The sequence below is a fragment of the Anaerofustis stercorihominis DSM 17244 genome, from assembly GCF_000154825.1.
Taxonomy (GTDB): Bacteria; Bacillota; Clostridia; order Eubacteriales; family Anaerofustaceae; genus Anaerofustis; species Anaerofustis stercorihominis.
On sequence record NZ_DS560015.1, the window covers coordinates 381,156 to 395,797 of the forward strand.

19 protein-coding genes and 1 tRNA gene are annotated in these 14,642 nt (G+C 30.8%); 12 read left to right on the forward strand and 8 right to left on the reverse strand.

Going from position 1 to position 14,642, the window contains the following annotated elements:
* The first annotated feature begins 589 nt into the window (after positions 1 to 589).
* The 3 genes from ANASTE_RS01830 (at position 590) to ANASTE_RS01840 (ending at position 2,832) form a co-directional block, all read left to right on the forward strand.
* Positions 590 to 1,699: a D-alanyl-D-alanine carboxypeptidase family protein gene (locus tag ANASTE_RS01830; protein WP_007049190.1), complete on the forward strand. Its 1,110-nt coding sequence runs from the start codon at positions 590 to 592 to the stop codon at positions 1,697 to 1,699.
* Positions 1,700 to 1,988: 289 nt separating this feature from the next.
* The gene (locus ANASTE_RS01835; RefSeq protein ID WP_007049191.1) at positions 1,989 to 2,405 is read left to right on the forward strand and encodes a hypothetical protein; all 417 of its coding nucleotides are present in this window, start codon (positions 1,989 to 1,991) and stop codon (positions 2,403 to 2,405) included.
* Between the two features lie 64 nt (positions 2,406 to 2,469).
* Positions 2,470 to 2,832 carry a hypothetical protein gene (locus ANASTE_RS01840; protein WP_007049192.1) on the forward strand — a complete coding sequence of 121 codons (363 nt, stop codon included), beginning with the start codon at positions 2,470 to 2,472 and terminating at the stop codon, positions 2,830 to 2,832.
* Between the two features lie 42 nt (positions 2,833 to 2,874).
* Here the strand turns inward: ANASTE_RS01840 and ANASTE_RS01845 are convergent, their stop codons facing one another.
* Complete coding sequence (locus tag ANASTE_RS01845) at positions 2,875 to 3,429, reverse strand: NADPH-dependent FMN reductase (RefSeq protein WP_007049193.1); 555 nt, start codon at positions 3,427 to 3,429, stop codon at positions 2,875 to 2,877.
* Between the two features lie 268 nt (positions 3,430 to 3,697).
* Between ANASTE_RS01845 and ANASTE_RS01850 the strand changes: the two genes are divergently transcribed.
* A complete protein-coding gene (locus ANASTE_RS01850; protein WP_007049195.1) occupies positions 3,698 to 4,411 on the forward strand; it encodes a potassium channel family protein in 714 nt (237 codons plus the stop codon).
* Positions 4,412 to 4,667: 256 nt separating this feature from the next.
* Here ANASTE_RS01850 and ANASTE_RS01855 read toward each other — a convergent pair whose 3' ends face one another.
* The 3 genes from ANASTE_RS01855 to ANASTE_RS01865 form a co-directional block, all read right to left on the reverse strand.
* Complete coding sequence (locus ANASTE_RS01855; protein ID WP_007049196.1) at positions 4,668 to 5,459, reverse strand: GGDEF domain-containing protein; 792 nt, start codon at positions 5,457 to 5,459, stop codon at positions 4,668 to 4,670.
* A gap of 154 nt (positions 5,460 to 5,613) precedes the next feature.
* Entirely contained in the window at positions 5,614 to 5,880 is a 267-nt protein-coding gene (locus ANASTE_RS01860) for a glutaredoxin domain-containing protein (protein ID WP_007049197.1), read from the reverse strand.
* 8 nt (positions 5,881 to 5,888) lie between these two features.
* On the reverse strand, positions 5,889 to 6,245 hold the full coding sequence (locus tag ANASTE_RS01865; protein WP_052294576.1) for a MerR family transcriptional regulator: 357 nt from the start codon (positions 6,243 to 6,245) through the stop codon (positions 5,889 to 5,891).
* Positions 6,246 to 6,332: 87 nt separating this feature from the next.
* Here ANASTE_RS01865 and ANASTE_RS01870 point away from each other — a divergent pair, with 87 nt between their 5' ends.
* From ANASTE_RS01870 to ANASTE_RS01885, 4 genes are all read left to right on the forward strand, one after another.
* Positions 6,333 to 6,704 (forward strand): carboxymuconolactone decarboxylase family protein, encoded by a 372-nt coding sequence (locus tag ANASTE_RS01870; protein WP_007049199.1) that lies wholly within the window; start codon positions 6,333 to 6,335, stop codon positions 6,702 to 6,704.
* 543 nt (positions 6,705 to 7,247) lie between these two features.
* Complete coding sequence (locus ANASTE_RS01875; RefSeq protein ID WP_007049200.1) at positions 7,248 to 8,108, forward strand: AraC family transcriptional regulator; 861 nt, start codon at positions 7,248 to 7,250, stop codon at positions 8,106 to 8,108.
* A 3-nt stretch (positions 8,109 to 8,111) separates the two neighbouring features.
* On the forward strand, positions 8,112 to 8,582 hold the full coding sequence (locus ANASTE_RS01880; protein WP_007049201.1) for a hypothetical protein: 471 nt from the start codon (positions 8,112 to 8,114) through the stop codon (positions 8,580 to 8,582).
* 273 nt (positions 8,583 to 8,855) lie between these two features.
* Positions 8,856 to 9,017: a hypothetical protein gene (locus ANASTE_RS01885; protein WP_198004093.1), complete on the forward strand. Its 162-nt coding sequence runs from the start codon at positions 8,856 to 8,858 to the stop codon at positions 9,015 to 9,017.
* A 146-nt stretch (positions 9,018 to 9,163) separates the two neighbouring features.
* Here ANASTE_RS01885 and ANASTE_RS01890 read toward each other — a convergent pair.
* Both ANASTE_RS01890 and ANASTE_RS01895 read right to left on the reverse strand, forming a co-directional pair.
* Positions 9,164 to 9,248: transfer RNA gene (locus tag ANASTE_RS01890), tRNA-Leu, on the reverse strand.
* A 24-nt stretch (positions 9,249 to 9,272) separates the two neighbouring features.
* Positions 9,273 to 10,133: a DMT family transporter gene (locus ANASTE_RS01895; protein WP_007049204.1), complete on the reverse strand. Its 861-nt coding sequence runs from the start codon at positions 10,131 to 10,133 to the stop codon at positions 9,273 to 9,275.
* Between the two features lie 136 nt (positions 10,134 to 10,269).
* Between ANASTE_RS01895 and ANASTE_RS01900 the strand changes: the two genes are divergently transcribed.
* Complete coding sequence (locus ANASTE_RS01900; protein ID WP_007049205.1) at positions 10,270 to 11,292, forward strand: bifunctional glycosyltransferase family 2/GtrA family protein; 1,023 nt, start codon at positions 10,270 to 10,272, stop codon at positions 11,290 to 11,292.
* Positions 11,293 to 11,392: 100 nt separating this feature from the next.
* On the forward strand, positions 11,393 to 11,869 hold the full coding sequence (locus ANASTE_RS01905) for a VOC family protein (protein ID WP_007049206.1): 477 nt from the start codon (positions 11,393 to 11,395) through the stop codon (positions 11,867 to 11,869).
* Positions 11,870 to 12,073: 204 nt separating this feature from the next.
* Here ANASTE_RS01905 and ANASTE_RS01910 read toward each other — a convergent pair whose 3' ends face one another.
* Entirely contained in the window at positions 12,074 to 12,811 is a 738-nt protein-coding gene (locus ANASTE_RS01910) for an SDR family oxidoreductase (RefSeq protein ID WP_007049207.1), read from the reverse strand.
* Between the two features lie 499 nt (positions 12,812 to 13,310).
* On the opposite strand from ANASTE_RS01910, the gene ANASTE_RS11200 reads away from it, so the two are divergent.
* Together ANASTE_RS11200 and ANASTE_RS11205 are read left to right on the forward strand one after the other, a co-directional pair.
* Complete coding sequence (locus ANASTE_RS11200) at positions 13,311 to 13,670, forward strand: GntR family transcriptional regulator (RefSeq protein WP_052294577.1); 360 nt, start codon at positions 13,311 to 13,313, stop codon at positions 13,668 to 13,670.
* Positions 13,564 to 14,046 carry a GntR family transcriptional regulator gene (locus tag ANASTE_RS11205; RefSeq protein WP_083781732.1) on the forward strand — a complete coding sequence of 161 codons (483 nt, stop codon included), beginning with the start codon at positions 13,564 to 13,566 and terminating at the stop codon, positions 14,044 to 14,046. Before ANASTE_RS11200 ends, ANASTE_RS11205 begins: the two co-directional genes overlap by 107 nt.
* A gap of 83 nt (positions 14,047 to 14,129) precedes the next feature.
* Here ANASTE_RS11205 and ANASTE_RS01920 read toward each other — a convergent pair whose 3' ends face one another.
* Complete coding sequence (locus ANASTE_RS01920; RefSeq protein ID WP_007049210.1) at positions 14,130 to 14,555, reverse strand: hypothetical protein; 426 nt, start codon at positions 14,553 to 14,555, stop codon at positions 14,130 to 14,132.
* Positions 14,556 to 14,642: the final 87 nt, after the last annotated feature.

Below are 14,642 nucleotides of genomic sequence, written 5' to 3' on the forward strand. Positions count from 1 at the left end.
AAGTTTTAAACGGAAAAAATAACTTAAGAAAATTTTCAAATATTCCTTATGGAAATCTGATATATAATAAACCGTTAAATCGTGACTTTTAATGTAACAAGGTATAGGTATAGCTTAATGTTGTTAAAATCTAACGCTTTTTTAATCACAGTGATAACTGCTTTGTTAGGAGAGGTTTTAATTTATCGAAGTTATTTAACGCTGTTTATCTAAAAGTTATTACTTTTAATAAATGATAGACCTATACCTTAAAAGTTTAGGTCTATTTTCAATTCAATAAAAGGAAACACCATTCCTTGCAATAAAATTTAATAGTAGTTACTTCCTTCCTATGAAAGAATTATACTTTTTTTGACTAACTTTCAATTCTATGAAATTTTAAGTATGTAACTTTGATTAAATAACTCAAAAATAAACTAATGTCATTTTCTAATGGTACCATATGTGTTTTGATGTTTTAATTTCATAAACATACAAATCTGCGAAATAATCCTAAAGGTTACTTAAGTTAATTCTGTTTTTATACACTGCATACTTTATAAATATCTTCATATATTTTATAAGTAGAAAAACGGGAGTAGAATGGATAATGAAGAAAAAAAGTATAGCTATTATTATTGTAATGATGATATTAATAAATCTGCCTAATTTTGGCGGTGTCAAAGCGGCAAATGTCAGTGCACAGGCGTACTGCATTATGGAAGCGGGGAGTAACAGAGTATTATACAGCTCCAATATGAATGAAAAACTTCCGATGGCATCGACCACCAAAGTAATGACCGCAGTACTGGCTTTGGAAAAGGGGAGCTTAAATGATGTAATAGAGATAAAGAAAGAGTGGACGGGAATAGAAGGCACAAGCATATATTTAAAAGAAGGAGAAAAGCTTACCTTGGAAGATTTGCTTCATGGAATGATGTTGGTTTCGGGAAATGATGCGGCGGTTTCCATTGCATGTTATATCGGAGGTTCTATTGATAATTTTGCCAAAATGATGAATAAGAAGGCAAAAGAGCTTGGAATGAAAAATACTCATTTTACCAATCCCAACGGACTTCCCGATGATGATCACTATACAACTGCCTATGATTTTACTCTTCTTGCTTCTTATGCGATGAAAAATGAAAACTTTGTAAAAATAATTAACGATGAAAAGTGGAGCATGCCTTATGAGGGCAAAGCAAATCAGAGGACATTATATAATAAAAACAAGCTATTGAAGAGTTACGAAGGTGCAAACGGAGTAAAGACCGGATTTACCAAGAAAGCAAGGAAGTGTTTCGTTCTTGCGGCAAAGAGAAATAATATGCAGGTCGTGGGTGTTCTTTTACATACAGAGAACCACTACGAGGAAAGTAAGATGTTTTTGGATATGGCATTCAATAACTTTACTTTAAAAAAGGTGATTGAAAAAGGAGATTATGTAAAGACCGTACCGATGAAAGGCAGTAAGAACGGTATCATCAAATTGTCAGCTGGCAGCGATGTTTATTTTCCTTTAAAGAGTGATGAAATTGCGGATGTAAAGTATAAAAAAGTATACAACTCCGGAAGTGATAACTACATAGCCGATTATAGTATAAAAGCAGGAGATGAGACTTATAATTACTCGGAAGAATTAAGTGTAAAAAAAGAAGATAAAGGGACATTTTATAACTTTAAAAATCTTTTCAAGAAGTTTACGAACCTTATCCCTTGATAAAAAGAGACATTTAAATATGTCTTTTTTTATTTTTATTCTTATAAATTATAAATAATATAGGATATTATATAGTTAAAGTATAGTTTTTGTAACATTTTGATATATTTTATATTTTATTATAATTTGTATCATATGTATTTAAAAATAAAACATAATGAGAAATAAAATAATAAATATGATACATAATTTATCTGTTACTTAATGTATAGATTTAGTGTTGAACATTCGCTCAAAAAAATGTAGAATAAAAGTATAAACAATATTAATTTTAAAGGAGAGTAAGAATATGGAAAATCAACCAAAGGGAAAGACTTTATTAAAAGTCGTTAGTATTTTACTTATAATAGGTGCGGTAGTTACATTTATATTAAGTTTAATTTCTATTTTGGGCGGAGGATTAGTTGCTGCAGGTGCAGATGAATTTGCGGGCGGACTAATAATTATACTTGGTGTAATAAGTATAATTTTAGGGGTTCTTCAGCTTATAACAGGTATCGTGGGAGTAAAAAATGCAGGGAATACTGATAAAGTATCTATTAAGAAATGTCAAACATGGGGTATTGTTATTTTAGTTATTGCTGTTATCAATATAGCTATTACTTTGGTAATAAATCAATTTTCAATAACAACATTGTTTAGTTTGCTTCTTCCTATTTTATTTATGGTAGGAGTAAATATGAACAAGCAATCTATAGAAGAATAATCAAAATAGGTAACAAGATAAATAAAAAATCACACAAAAATTACAGGTTTACTTAGTAGTAAGGATGCTCCTTATTGTCGGTGCGGTGCTGTCTCTTATAATGTGTATAGTAGTTGCAGTCGGAGGAAATGCTGCTTCAAATACTTTTAATTTTACACAGCTGGGTACTTCCGTTACATTGGCTGCTTTACTTGGCGTTTTTCAGCTTGGAGCAGGTATCTACGGATTAAAGAGTATCAAAAACCCAAGTAAGGAAATATTAAAGAATTGTATGTTATGCGGGATATTACTGCTTGTAGGGGATATCGCAAGCTTTCTTATAGGAATGGCGGCTTTTGGATTTAATATTTATTCGCTTATAGGTTTACTATTTCCCGTTTTGTATTTGATTGCAATAATAAATTATAAAAAATCAGCTGCTGAGTAATGTTATTTTAAATAATAAAAAAAGAGAGTTTATCTCTTTTTTTTATTTGTTCAGTTCGATAAATTTTATAAAGTCATCAGCCTGTGCATGGATAAATTCAAGTCCTTTAATGATATTCCCTATATCATCCATACTTTTTAGTGCATTTGGGAATGTAAGCCTTGAAGTCATCATGACTTTAGCATTTAAAAAGTTAAGAACACTTATTAAATGATCCTGAGCAACAACCGTTCCCGTCATACCAGGGGTTATACCGCTTACACAAATCGGTTTATCTTTAAGGACTTGAGGTATATCTTTACTGATAGGTCTTGAAAGCCAATCTAAAAGATTTTTTAGTATTCCGGGAAAGTAATGATTGTATTCCGGCGTAAAGAACCAAATTGCGTCCGCTTCTTTAATTTTATTTCTTACATTCGTTACTGCTTCGGGAGTGGGGTTTTCTATATCTTCATTGAAAAAAGGAACTTTCGTATAATCAAGTATTTCAAATTCAGCCTTATCTTTTAAATATTCTTTTATTGTTTGTGCTAATTTTAAATTCAGTGAACTTTTTTTAAAAGAACCAACTATACCTATTATTTTATATTGTGACATATCTATCCTCCGTGATTTTATTTTGATAATAGGATATGTAATATAGTTTTATTTATAAATATAAAATAAAATAAGTTGAAAAACTTGCTTTTATAATGTTCCTTGTTTTGTGGTATAATATTAAAATATTGTTTTAAATAATAATTATATCATAAATTTTTTTAGTTATAATTTATTAAAGTATAAGGATATTTAATGATGAACAGTAAAATTATGATATTTAAATGTAACTTTTTATAATATATTTTAAAATCAAAAGGGGATTTGTATGCGAGAGCGAATATATGAAATGGTTGAAAAGCCTGTCGAAGAGGATTCATTAAGTAGGATGTATGATATTTTTATGCTTATAGTAATAATAATAAGCATAATACCTTTATGTTTTAAATTCAATAACCGATTATTCAATTTTATAGATTATACGACATGTACTATTTTTATCGTCGATTATATTTTTAGGATATCTACCTCAGATTATAAACTTAATCAAGGAAAAATGTCTTTCATACTATATCCGTTTACTCCTTTTGCCGTAATAGACCTTATTTCTATACTTCCGACTATAAGCATAATAAGTCATAGCTTTAAGCTCTTTAGATTATTTAGGGTATTTAAAACCTTTAGATTGTTTAAGAGTCTTAGATATTCCAGGAACTTTGAATTTATTTCTACCGTTATTAAAAATGAAAAAGAACCTCTTATTTCAATTCTGGTATTTGCTGTCGTGTATACTTTTATATCCGCTCTTATAATGTTTAATGTCGAGCCGGGAAATTTTAAGAATTTCTTTGACGCATTTTATTGGGCGACCACAGCTTTGACCACGGTAGGTTACGGTGATATATATCCGGTTACCGAGGCAGGAAAAATAGTAAGTATGCTTTCGTCTTGTCTGGGTATTGCCATAATAGCTCTTCCTTCGGGGATATTGACTGCGGGATTTATGAGTGAGATCGAGAGAAGAAAAGATGAAGTGGAATAAAACATATATTGAAATTTTATTCTTCATTTTCGTACAAAGCATTAATCAAAATAAGAGATTATATGATGCGGTTGTGATTTGGTTTTAGTCGTCGGGCGGCGCGGATTCTGCCGAAGGCAGGCGTAGTGCCGCATAGTGTGAATTTTGTTTTCTTATATTGCTTTTAACGAAGGAACTATATAGTAAATGATTTTTGAAATTTATTATATAGAATTTTAATATATAATAAAAAAGGAGCCTATAATGCTGCTCCTTTTTAAATAAGTGATTTTTTTATGCTTTTCATTTTATACATATTTTTATCTGCAATTTCTATGAATTTATTTATACTCATTTCAGATTGATATTCACTGTATCCCATGCTTACCGATAGTTTATATTCGGTTTTTATATTTTCAATATATTTATTTAATTTTTCTAAATATTCATTTACTTCTTTAGCTGTTAAATCAATAAATAAAGTATAAAATTCATCTCCGCCTATTCTGAACGTTTTTATTTTTTCGCTGTGGAATACTTCCTTCATTGCTTCGGATATGTATTTAATGGCGTTATCACCCACAACATGACCGTAAGTATCGTTTATATCTTTTAAAAAATCGATATCAAATACTGCGAGATACAGACTCTTTATTTCTTTATCGTATTCAATCATATATTTGTTTATTTCCTGATCGAAAGAACGTCTGTTATATAGACCTGTCAGACTATCAAATAAAACAAGCTCATTCATCTGCTCGATCAAATCCGAGATATCAAGATTGTTATTGCAGCTTTTATCGCTCACCAAAAGGTTATTTGTTATATCTTTTATAAATTCTATCACCATTTTTTTATTGTTAATTGTAATAGGCTTCGAATTGATAAGGTATATCTTGCCGTTCAAATATTCCAGTTTTATGATTTCTCCGTTATTTTTGCATGCATTCCTTGATGAACAATTCTTACACGGGTTTCCTTTTTCCCATATGTCATAACAGTTTATATCAGTATTTATAAGTTCTTTATCGTGATAATCATATACTTTAAATTTATTGATATCTATCAATCTGTAAAAATCGAATATTTTTAAATTATCTGCGTATTTTTTTTAATCTTTATCTATATCTAATATATCGAACATTTTTTTCTCCAATTATAAATAATGTATTTATTTTATCATATATCGTGATTTAAATCCATAATTATAATAAGAATAGTTCTTAATTGTTTTCTATAACATTTATAGCTTTATCAATATCCAAAGTTTTAAAACCGTCTTCAAAAACAAAAAAAGGTATTCCGATCTTATTTTCTTTCTTTACTTCTTCAAATAATTTTTCATTATCTCTGTATTTTAAAAACTCTTTCATTGTTGTTGTTGAATCTGTTATTTCTATAAAGTCATATGAAATTTTTTTACTGTCAAATAATTCCATCGTTTCTCTGCAGTTTATACACTTGTGCATTCCATATATAGTTACTTTCATTTCTTACCTCACTTTTCATTTAATATATCTTTATATATTTTTATTTTATTATCAAGGTTATTTAGATATTCTTTCCATTTTTTCTGCTCATTCAATACGTGACTTCTATGTTTTAAAAGGATATCCATTCTTTCTTTTGTAGTACATTCTCCCAAATATCTAAGTTTGGAGTACTCCCTTATATCTTTCAGCGGCATTCCGGTACTCTTAAGTCTTTCTATGAACTTTATCCACTCGATATCACTTTCATCGAATATCCTTATATTGTTATTATCTCTCTTTATTTTTATAAGCCCTTTGTTTTCATAATACCTTATGGTTGAAGCCGGGATATTTGTTTCCTTTGATATTTGTGAGATTTTCATAATTTGATTTTTCCTCAATATTTTACTTGACTTAAACCATAGTTTAAGTATTAGGCTTATTATAAAATAAAAAGGAGGATAATTCAAATGGATAATTTACGATTTGAAAAAGGAAAAAAGATGCTTTATAAAGTAGACGGGAAAGGAGGAGAAGAAGTAATAAATTCTTTAAAGGATATTGCTCCTGATTTGGGTAAATATATAATTGAATTTGCTTTCGGTGATATTTATACCAGAGGCGGATTGACTTTAAAAGAGAGGGAAATGATTACGATAGTTTCTCTTTTATCTATGGGAGGGGCGGAACCTCAGCTTAAAGTGCATATCCATGCAGCTTTAAATGTAGGTATTTCGAAAGAAAGTATAATCGAAGCCTTTATCCAATGTATCCCTTACGCAGGTTTCCCAAGGGTACTCAACGGAGTTAATACTGCAAGAGAGGTGTTTGAAAAGAAATAAATATAGTTGTAATATGTATTTATTATATTAGTCACATTTAATTTTATTTAATAATAAACAAGAATGTATCAGGTCTTATTCTTTAATTATCAGTATATTAAGTATGAAAACCAATTTTTATATAAGACAAATTTATTCAGTCTGATATATGGTATGTTTATTTATTTTGATATTTTAACATTATTGCGGTACGGCTTGATCTATAAATTATGTTTATTAATGTATTCGGTAAAATCCTTGTATTTATTTATTAATAAATATTTCTATACTTTTAATCAAAAATCCTTAATTTACTTTTAGAAGTTGTTTTAACATCTCTTTTATAAGCTCATCTTCCGTGTTTTATTATTATATATTTTTATCATAAACTATATTTTATTTAATTAAAACTTTTAAATAAATAATTATAATATTGATAAAATCCCAGTAATTGGATTACTCAAAATATAAATATTTATGCTATCCTAACAGTACGCAAAATAAGCTGAAATAAATTTTAATAGATGATAAAATAAACAAGTCAAAATATTTAAGGAGCAGAGTATGCAGTGGAATGAAAAATTGCAGATTATAATTGATTATGTGGAAGATCATCTCCAGAGAAAAGAAGAAAGCATTGACAGATCCGAAATAGAAAAAATAGCGGGATGTTCATATGGTTTCTTTCAAAAGGTATTTTCATATATGAATGATATAAGCTTTTCTGAGTATATTCGTTTAAGAAAACTTACTCTGGCAGGTTACGACCTTAAAAGCAGCGATATAAAAGTCGTTGATTTAAGTTACAAGTACGGATATGATTCTCCCACTTCATTTACAAAAGCATTTCAGCAGTTTCACGGAGTATCTCCCAGTGAGGCGAGAAAAGGGGATATCAAGCTTAATGTATATCCCAAAATGAGGATATCCGTCAAACAAAAATATTCATGGAAAATCGAGCACACAAAACCGTTTAGGCTGATCGGGAAAAGCATTAAGGTCCTTTGTAACGAGAATGCAGATAAGAAAATCCCCGAGATTTGGAGTAATTCTCAAAAGGACGGAACGTTCCATAATCTTGTTCTGGCGGATACTGCCGATAATAAGGGAATGTTTGGTGTTATGAGAGGATACGATAAAGAAAAAAATGAAATGGAGTATTCTGTCATGGTGATATCAGATAAAGAACTTCCCGATGGATTTACAGAGATTATGGTTCCGGAAGCTTCGTGGGCTATATTTGACTTAAGAGGGGCTCCTCCAAAGTCGGTTCAGGAATGCTGGAAATATTTGAATGAAGAATGGATTTTGAATTATCCGTTTAAACATGCCAACTGTCCGGAGTTGGAATGGTACAGCGACGGGAATGTTTTTGATGAAGATTATCTGAGTCAGATATGGATACCGATTATAGAGGAGGAATAGAAAATGGTACATTTGGTTTACTGTGACAACATAGGCAAAAAAGGAGAAAAGGTTTTAGATAAGATTTTAAATGGAAGTAAAACAATGGTCGTCAGAGGTGCAGCTGGAAGAAAAATACCTCACAGCAGAGTATTTGAAGGGGAGACTCTTTATTTCATGCAAAAGGGTACTACTGATATTTGTGCAAAAGCTACGGTTAAAGAAGTAAAAAATTATTTAAAACTTGAAGATGAAGAAATAACAAAAGTTCTTGAGGAAAATCAGCCGAAGTTAAACTTATCTGATAAGCAAAAAACAAGATGGCATAAAAAATGTCTATGTCTCGTTGAGTTTGAAAATTTGGAAGAAATAGAACCGCTGGAATTCGATCATCAAGGAAATATGGATGATTGGCTAATAATAGAAAAAATAGAAGATGTGGTCGTAGGGACAAGCATTCCTTACAATTATGAAAAAAGCAGATTTAAGAAGTAAGTCTGACTTATAAAAATAAAAAGCACCTGATTGGTGCTTTTTTAGTAGGATAAAATCATCCTTGAAAAATTTATAAAAGTATTATTTAATTTTTTTATAAGGAGGGTAATGATGAATATTAATATTTTAGATTTATTACCATATATCGTATAGATTAGTACTGCGTATTTAGGATACAGACAAGCTATCAAAAACTCTGAAAATCAAGTTGAGGCTTTTAAAGTTAAATATGAACAGGACTTAAAGATAATGGAAAATAACCATATTCAAGAAATGAAAACATTAGAAAAAAAATTAGAATTAAAGATAAAAGAAGATGAACAAAATCTCGCCAGCGATATTTTAAAGGATGTTATACTAAATCCTGGTATGTTAAATAATTTAACAGATGTAATAAAAGGAATAAGTGATTTAGAAAAATTAGTTGAAAAATAAATTCAATAAAAATTTATTTAATCGTAGATAATATCTAAATTAGTAAAAGTCTAAAAAGAAAGTGTATGTAGCTTTCTTTTTTATAATTGAAATAAAAAAGCCATTTCAAAAGGATATAATCCTTTGAAACAGCTAAGTCTGCAAAATGGTGCCGATGGCCGGACTCGAACCGGCATGGATTTCTCCGCATGATTTTGAGTCATGTGCGTCTGCCAATTTCGCCACATCGGCTTGAAGTACTAAATGATTATATCATTAACTTTCATTATTTTCAAGTATGACTTTTTCATTTTTTGAACTTATTATATTAAATACTACTGAGGTAAGTACAAGTCCGCTTCCTATCAAGGATATAAAACTTGGTATTTCTCCTATAACAAGGGCTACCCATATAGGATTTAGTATCGCTTCAAGCATTGAAATGAGTGAGGCGTCAACGCTTGGGGTAGTTTCGATACCCTTTGAGAAAAACGCGTAAGATACACCCATTTGGAATATACCCAGTATTATTATACCGAAGACTCCCGCTATATCGAGTGCAGCCTCATTTCCCTGAAGCAGTACAGGAACAGAAATAAGGAATATCAGTGCATTTCCTATTATGCTCGCGTCCAGTGCGCTTGAATCTTCGTAAGAATTGAATATAAACATTCCCGAATAGCCGACTCCCGCAAGTATTGCAAGTATATTACCCATCATCGCTCCCGAGCCCACTTTATCCATAAAGAAAAGAACTACGCCTATGAATGCTATTGATACTGTTATAAGCTGCTTCTTGGTAGGGAACTTTTTAAAGAAGAATATACTAAGTATTATCACGAAAATGGGGGCAGTGTACTGAAGTATTATCGCATTTGCCGCTGTTGTAAGCTTTGTCGCGTATACGAACAGTATCCCCATAGATACATAAGAAAGACTTGCAAAAATCACATGCTTATTGAATTTGAAATCAAAGGCACCTTTTATAAGGATCAGAGTTATGGTAGATAAAAATGCTCTTACCCCGCTTATTGCCATAGGCTGCCATGGAATATATTTTATAAGTACTCCGTTGAGGCTCCATAAAAATGCCGCTATTACTATGTATATCGCTCCGTTTTTTCTGCTTTTTTCCATATAATTCTCCTAATAAACAATACTTTTTTATTATAGCAAAATTGTTTAGAAAAATATAATTTTTTTTTCATTTTCTTTTTATAATTTTTTTGGTAATATATAATGTGGAAACATGTGAAAAAAAGGTGGAAAATGGATGAAATATAAAAATATCGATCCTATAGTTTTAATTCCTGCTTATATGCCTGATGAAAAACTCATCAATGTAGTAAAGGAATTAATAAAAAATGATGAAAAGATATTGATAGTCAACGACGGAAGCGGTCCCGACTTTGATAATATATTTGAAGAAGCAAAAAAACTCGGATGTGTGGTTTTGGAGCATGATGTCAACAAGGGAAAGGGAAGGGCTTTAAAGACAGGGTTTAAATACTGTATTGAAAATAATTACAGTGCGGTAACCGCAGATGCAGACGGTCAGCATTTGCCAAAAGATATAATGAATATCGAAAGAGTCCTCGATGAAAATCCGGATAAAATGATATTAGGCGTAAGGGATTTTGATGAAACCACTCCTATGAGAAGTATGCTTGGAAATACTATAACCAGAAAAGTATTCAAAGTAATAAACGACGGAGATGAAATAGTAGATACTCAAACGGGGCTTAGAGGTTTTTCTCTTGATATGATAAAAGATATCATCGATATAGAAGGGGAGAGATATGAATTTGAAATGAATATGCTCCTGGAACTAAAGGAGCGAAATATAGAAGTAATTCAAGAGCCGATTGCGGTAGTTTATATAGATGACAACGAATCATCTCATTATGATACTTTGAGAGATTCACTCAGAGTATATAAGAGGATAATCAAATATATAATCTCTTCGACTTCCTCTGCTCTTGTAGATTATTTAAGTTTTTGTTTATTTACTTTCTTCGGGCTCCCTTTGCTCGTAGCTACATATACTGCAAGGCTTATTTCTTCGCTGTTTAATTATACTTTAAACAGGAAATATGTATTTAAAAATGACGGTCATATAGGCAAGACCATGTTTAAATATTACATACTGGTCGTCATAGTTGCATTTTTAAGTTACTTCTTCACAAATGTGGTACATAATTACATAGGTATAAATGTCTATATTGCAAAAGCTGTAGTGGATATGTGTTTATACGTAGTAACATATAACGGTCAGAAATACTTTGTTTTTAAATAATTTGGCATTATTAATTATAATATAAATATTTAGCGGGCTTTGTTTGCTCGCTAATATTTTATGGCAGGAAATAAAAAATAATCGGAAGGAATAGAATAATATGAAATTTAAAAACCCCATGCTGGTCGTATCGGATATGGAAAAGTCAAAGAAATTTTATAAGGACGTTTTGGGCCTTAGAGTTATCCTTGATTTTGGAGCAAATATTACCTTAACAGGGGGACTATGCCTACAAACTAGAGAAAGTTACGAAGAGTTTATTGAAGTTTCAAATGATGATATTAAATTTGCCGGCAATGATTTTGAAATTTACTTTGAAGAAAGTAAGGTAGGGGAATTCGATAAGTTTATAGATAAACTGGAGAGTATGAAGGATATTAAATATGTTCATAAATCAAAAGAACACTCATGGGGACAAAGAGTTGTTCGTATATACGACCCCGATTATCATATAATCGAAATTGGGGAAGATATGAAGAACGTATGCAAAAGATTTGCCGACAGCGGTATGAATAAGGAAGAAATCGCTGTGAGGATGGATGTTCCCGTCAAATTTGTAAATAATTTACTTAAATAGAATATGATTTATTTATCTGATAATTTTTAGATTAATCATCGTAAAAAAAATGATATATAAAAATAAATTCCAAATAACTCGGCTAATTAGAATTAACATCTTAAATAACATTTAATAAAACCAAAAAATCATATTTACTGATAAATTGTTTCACATTGGTAAATAAAAAAACAGCACTGTATGATAAGTGCTGTTTTTTCATTTTTACTGCATATCTTCCTGCATAGCTCTCATTGCCGAAACCGAACCGCCGTCGTATAAAATATCCACTCCGCATAAATAACTGCATTCGTCGCTTACCATGAAAGCCATCATCTTTGCGATTTCTTCAGGTTCACCGAGACGTCCCATCGCTCCTCTGAGAGCAAAAGAAGCAGCTTCTTCGCCTTCAACTTCTCCCATAGGTGTTTTGAATGTTCCCGGAGATATAGAAACAACACGAATACCTTTCTTTCCGCAGCGTACAGCCATTCTCGATGTAAACCATGTAACGAAGTTCTTGGAAATCGTATAAGCCATACCCGTCGCTTGTTCTTGAGGTACGGATTGAAGCATTTGATTTGCCGCCGCTTTAAAGGCGTCTACATCTTTAAGGCTAAGTTTATAGACTTCCTTTGGAACATTTGCTTCGGGAAGCATATATGCCGACATGGATGATACGTTGAGTATACAGCTTCCTTCATTCATTACCTCTGCAAATTCTTCGTCTATATTGATAGTTCCTACCGCATTTATGGTAAATATTTTTTCTGCGTCTGCCATGTGAGGGGAAACACCCGCCGCATGTATTACAGTTTTTACGTTTCCTTTTGATTTTGCATATTCAACTAATTTCTTTACCGATTCCCTATCAGAAGCATCACCCGGGAATGCTTCTGCATCGATACCAAGATCTTTTAATTCTTTTATTGCATTATCAAGTTTTGATACGGTCCTTCCCACCAAGATTATTTTATGATTTTACCGAGAATTTTAGCCGTTTCCAGCCCCATTCCGCTTCCGCCGCCTGTTACTACACATATATTGTCCATTTTAATGCACCTCCTGTTTTATCATGCATTTTAATATTATATAAATTATACCACAATATGGTGTAAAGGATATCAGTTAATTTTTATTAAGAGCTAAAAAATCATAAAAAGAAGCATACAAATAAATAATAAAATACAAAAAATGCTTAAGTTTATTAAAAGTGACGAAGGAAAAGAACTTCTCGAAAAAAGCGGTTATATAACCAATTAAAACGAAAACTTTACTTTTTTTTAGAATATATTTTAAAGTTAAAGCATGTATTTTAAATGATTTGAAACTATTTAGCTGTATTTATATCATATTTTATTATAACAGATAAAAAATATTACATAAATTTACACCTTTACAAAAATATATTTTGTGTGGTAATATCTAGTTATAACCAGTTATGATCGGAAAGGCTAATGTTATGTATAATATTGACAGAAACAACTCAAAACCTTTATATCTCCAGCTTGAAGAGCTTATAAGAGAGAGTATAGAGAAGGGGATTTATAAAAGAGACGAAAAAATACCTTCGGAATCGGAGCTTATGAATAAATATGATTTAAGCAGGATAACCGTCAGGAATGCCTGCAATCATCTTGTCAAAGAGGGGATACTTTACAGAGTAGCGGGTAAGGGTACATTCGTATCATCTCCCAAAATAATGACATCTTCTCTTGCATATATGGGATTTAGAGAACAGCTCGAAAGAATGGGATACGAAACGACAACGAAGCTTATACGAAAAAAGTATAATAAAATCTACTCCTTTAATAAGTTTTAATTTAAATATAGAAGAAAACAGCGATGTCATGTTCATCAAAAGGCTCAGACTTGTAGATAACGAACCTATAAGCCTTCACCATACTTATTTAAGCTACGATAAATTCAAAGAAATATATAGTTCGGACAGGCTTGAAAGCGAACAGTTATGTGTACTTATAGAAGATGAATACGGAATAACCCCGAAGAAAGTTCTTGAAACATTGGAGTCTATGACCACCACAGAGGAAGTATCTCAAATATTCGAAACGGAAAAAGGATATCCGCTTCTTATCCTTGAAGATATAATGTACGAGGAAGAAGCGAAGCCTTATGAATATTCAAAAGTTATTTTCAGGGGAGATAAGGTAAAGCTTAAATACGAATTCAATAATTAGAAGTCGGTTAGTGATATCAGATTTAATAAAATTAAATTTATAATAAAAAGACAATACTTTAGGGTATTGTCTTTAAGTCTTTATTAATGTCTTTTTATCATTTTAAATCCATTCTTACCGCTATCCAGTAATATCAATTTATATGTTTCATTGTATTTTACATTCAGTTTGATAATGTTGTTACATGGTATTTCTCTTTTATCTTTTAATTTCAAATAATATTTTATGGAAAATTTCGATAGGTCGGTGTTTTCTTGAAAGTCCTCGGGATAAAATTCATTTGTCAAAATTTCGTTTTTATCCAATATGCTGTTATCTGCATTTTCTACATTACCTCCGCCGATTTGATTTCCGTCAATAAAATATTCATAGTGCAGTCCGTAAATCTCTTTAACGCTTTTATTTTTGATGGAAATGCTAAAAGTGTCTTTTGTGTTTTTATCGTTTGTACATGCAGTCAATGCCGATAAACATAACAATATCAATATTATGTATATGAGTTTTCTCATTATATCCCTCTTATATAATATGTTTAATTATATTTTATCTTATATCAGATATCTAAATCGGATATTAATGTTAGATTAATTTTTCAT

Coding starts and splice junctions, on each gene's coding strand:
- ANASTE_RS01830 (WP_007049190.1), top strand. CDS start 590: ATGAAGAAAAAAAGTATAGCTATTATTATTGTAATGATGATATTAATA.
- ANASTE_RS01835 (WP_007049191.1), top strand. CDS start 1,989: ATGGAAAATCAACCAAAGGGAAAGACTTTATTAAAAGTCGTTAGTATT.
- ANASTE_RS01840 (WP_007049192.1), top strand. CDS start 2,470: ATGCTCCTTATTGTCGGTGCGGTGCTGTCTCTTATAATGTGTATAGTA.
- ANASTE_RS01845 (WP_007049193.1), bottom strand. CDS start 3,429: ATGTCACAATATAAAATAATAGGTATAGTTGGTTCTTTTAAAAAAAGT.
- ANASTE_RS01850 (WP_007049195.1), top strand. CDS start 3,698: ATGCGAGAGCGAATATATGAAATGGTTGAAAAGCCTGTCGAAGAGGAT.
- ANASTE_RS01860 (WP_007049197.1), bottom strand. CDS start 5,880: ATGAAAGTAACTATATATGGAATGCACAAGTGTATAAACTGCAGAGAA.
- ANASTE_RS01865 (WP_052294576.1), bottom strand. CDS start 6,245: ATGAAAATCTCACAAATATCAAAGGAAACAAATATCCCGGCTTCAACC.
- ANASTE_RS01870 (WP_007049199.1), top strand. CDS start 6,333: ATGGATAATTTACGATTTGAAAAAGGAAAAAAGATGCTTTATAAAGTA.
- ANASTE_RS01875 (WP_007049200.1), top strand. CDS start 7,248: ATGCAGTGGAATGAAAAATTGCAGATTATAATTGATTATGTGGAAGAT.
- ANASTE_RS01880 (WP_007049201.1), top strand. CDS start 8,112: ATGGTACATTTGGTTTACTGTGACAACATAGGCAAAAAAGGAGAAAAG.
- ANASTE_RS01885 (WP_198004093.1), top strand. CDS start 8,856: ATGAAAACATTAGAAAAAAAATTAGAATTAAAGATAAAAGAAGATGAA.
- ANASTE_RS01895 (WP_007049204.1), bottom strand. CDS start 10,133: ATGGAAAAAAGCAGAAAAAACGGAGCGATATACATAGTAATAGCGGCA.
- ANASTE_RS01900 (WP_007049205.1), top strand. CDS start 10,270: ATGAAATATAAAAATATCGATCCTATAGTTTTAATTCCTGCTTATATG.
- ANASTE_RS01905 (WP_007049206.1), top strand. CDS start 11,393: ATGAAATTTAAAAACCCCATGCTGGTCGTATCGGATATGGAAAAGTCA.
- ANASTE_RS11200 (WP_052294577.1), top strand. CDS start 13,311: ATGTATAATATTGACAGAAACAACTCAAAACCTTTATATCTCCAGCTT.
- ANASTE_RS01920 (WP_007049210.1), bottom strand. CDS start 14,555: ATGAGAAAACTCATATACATAATATTGATATTGTTATGTTTATCGGCA.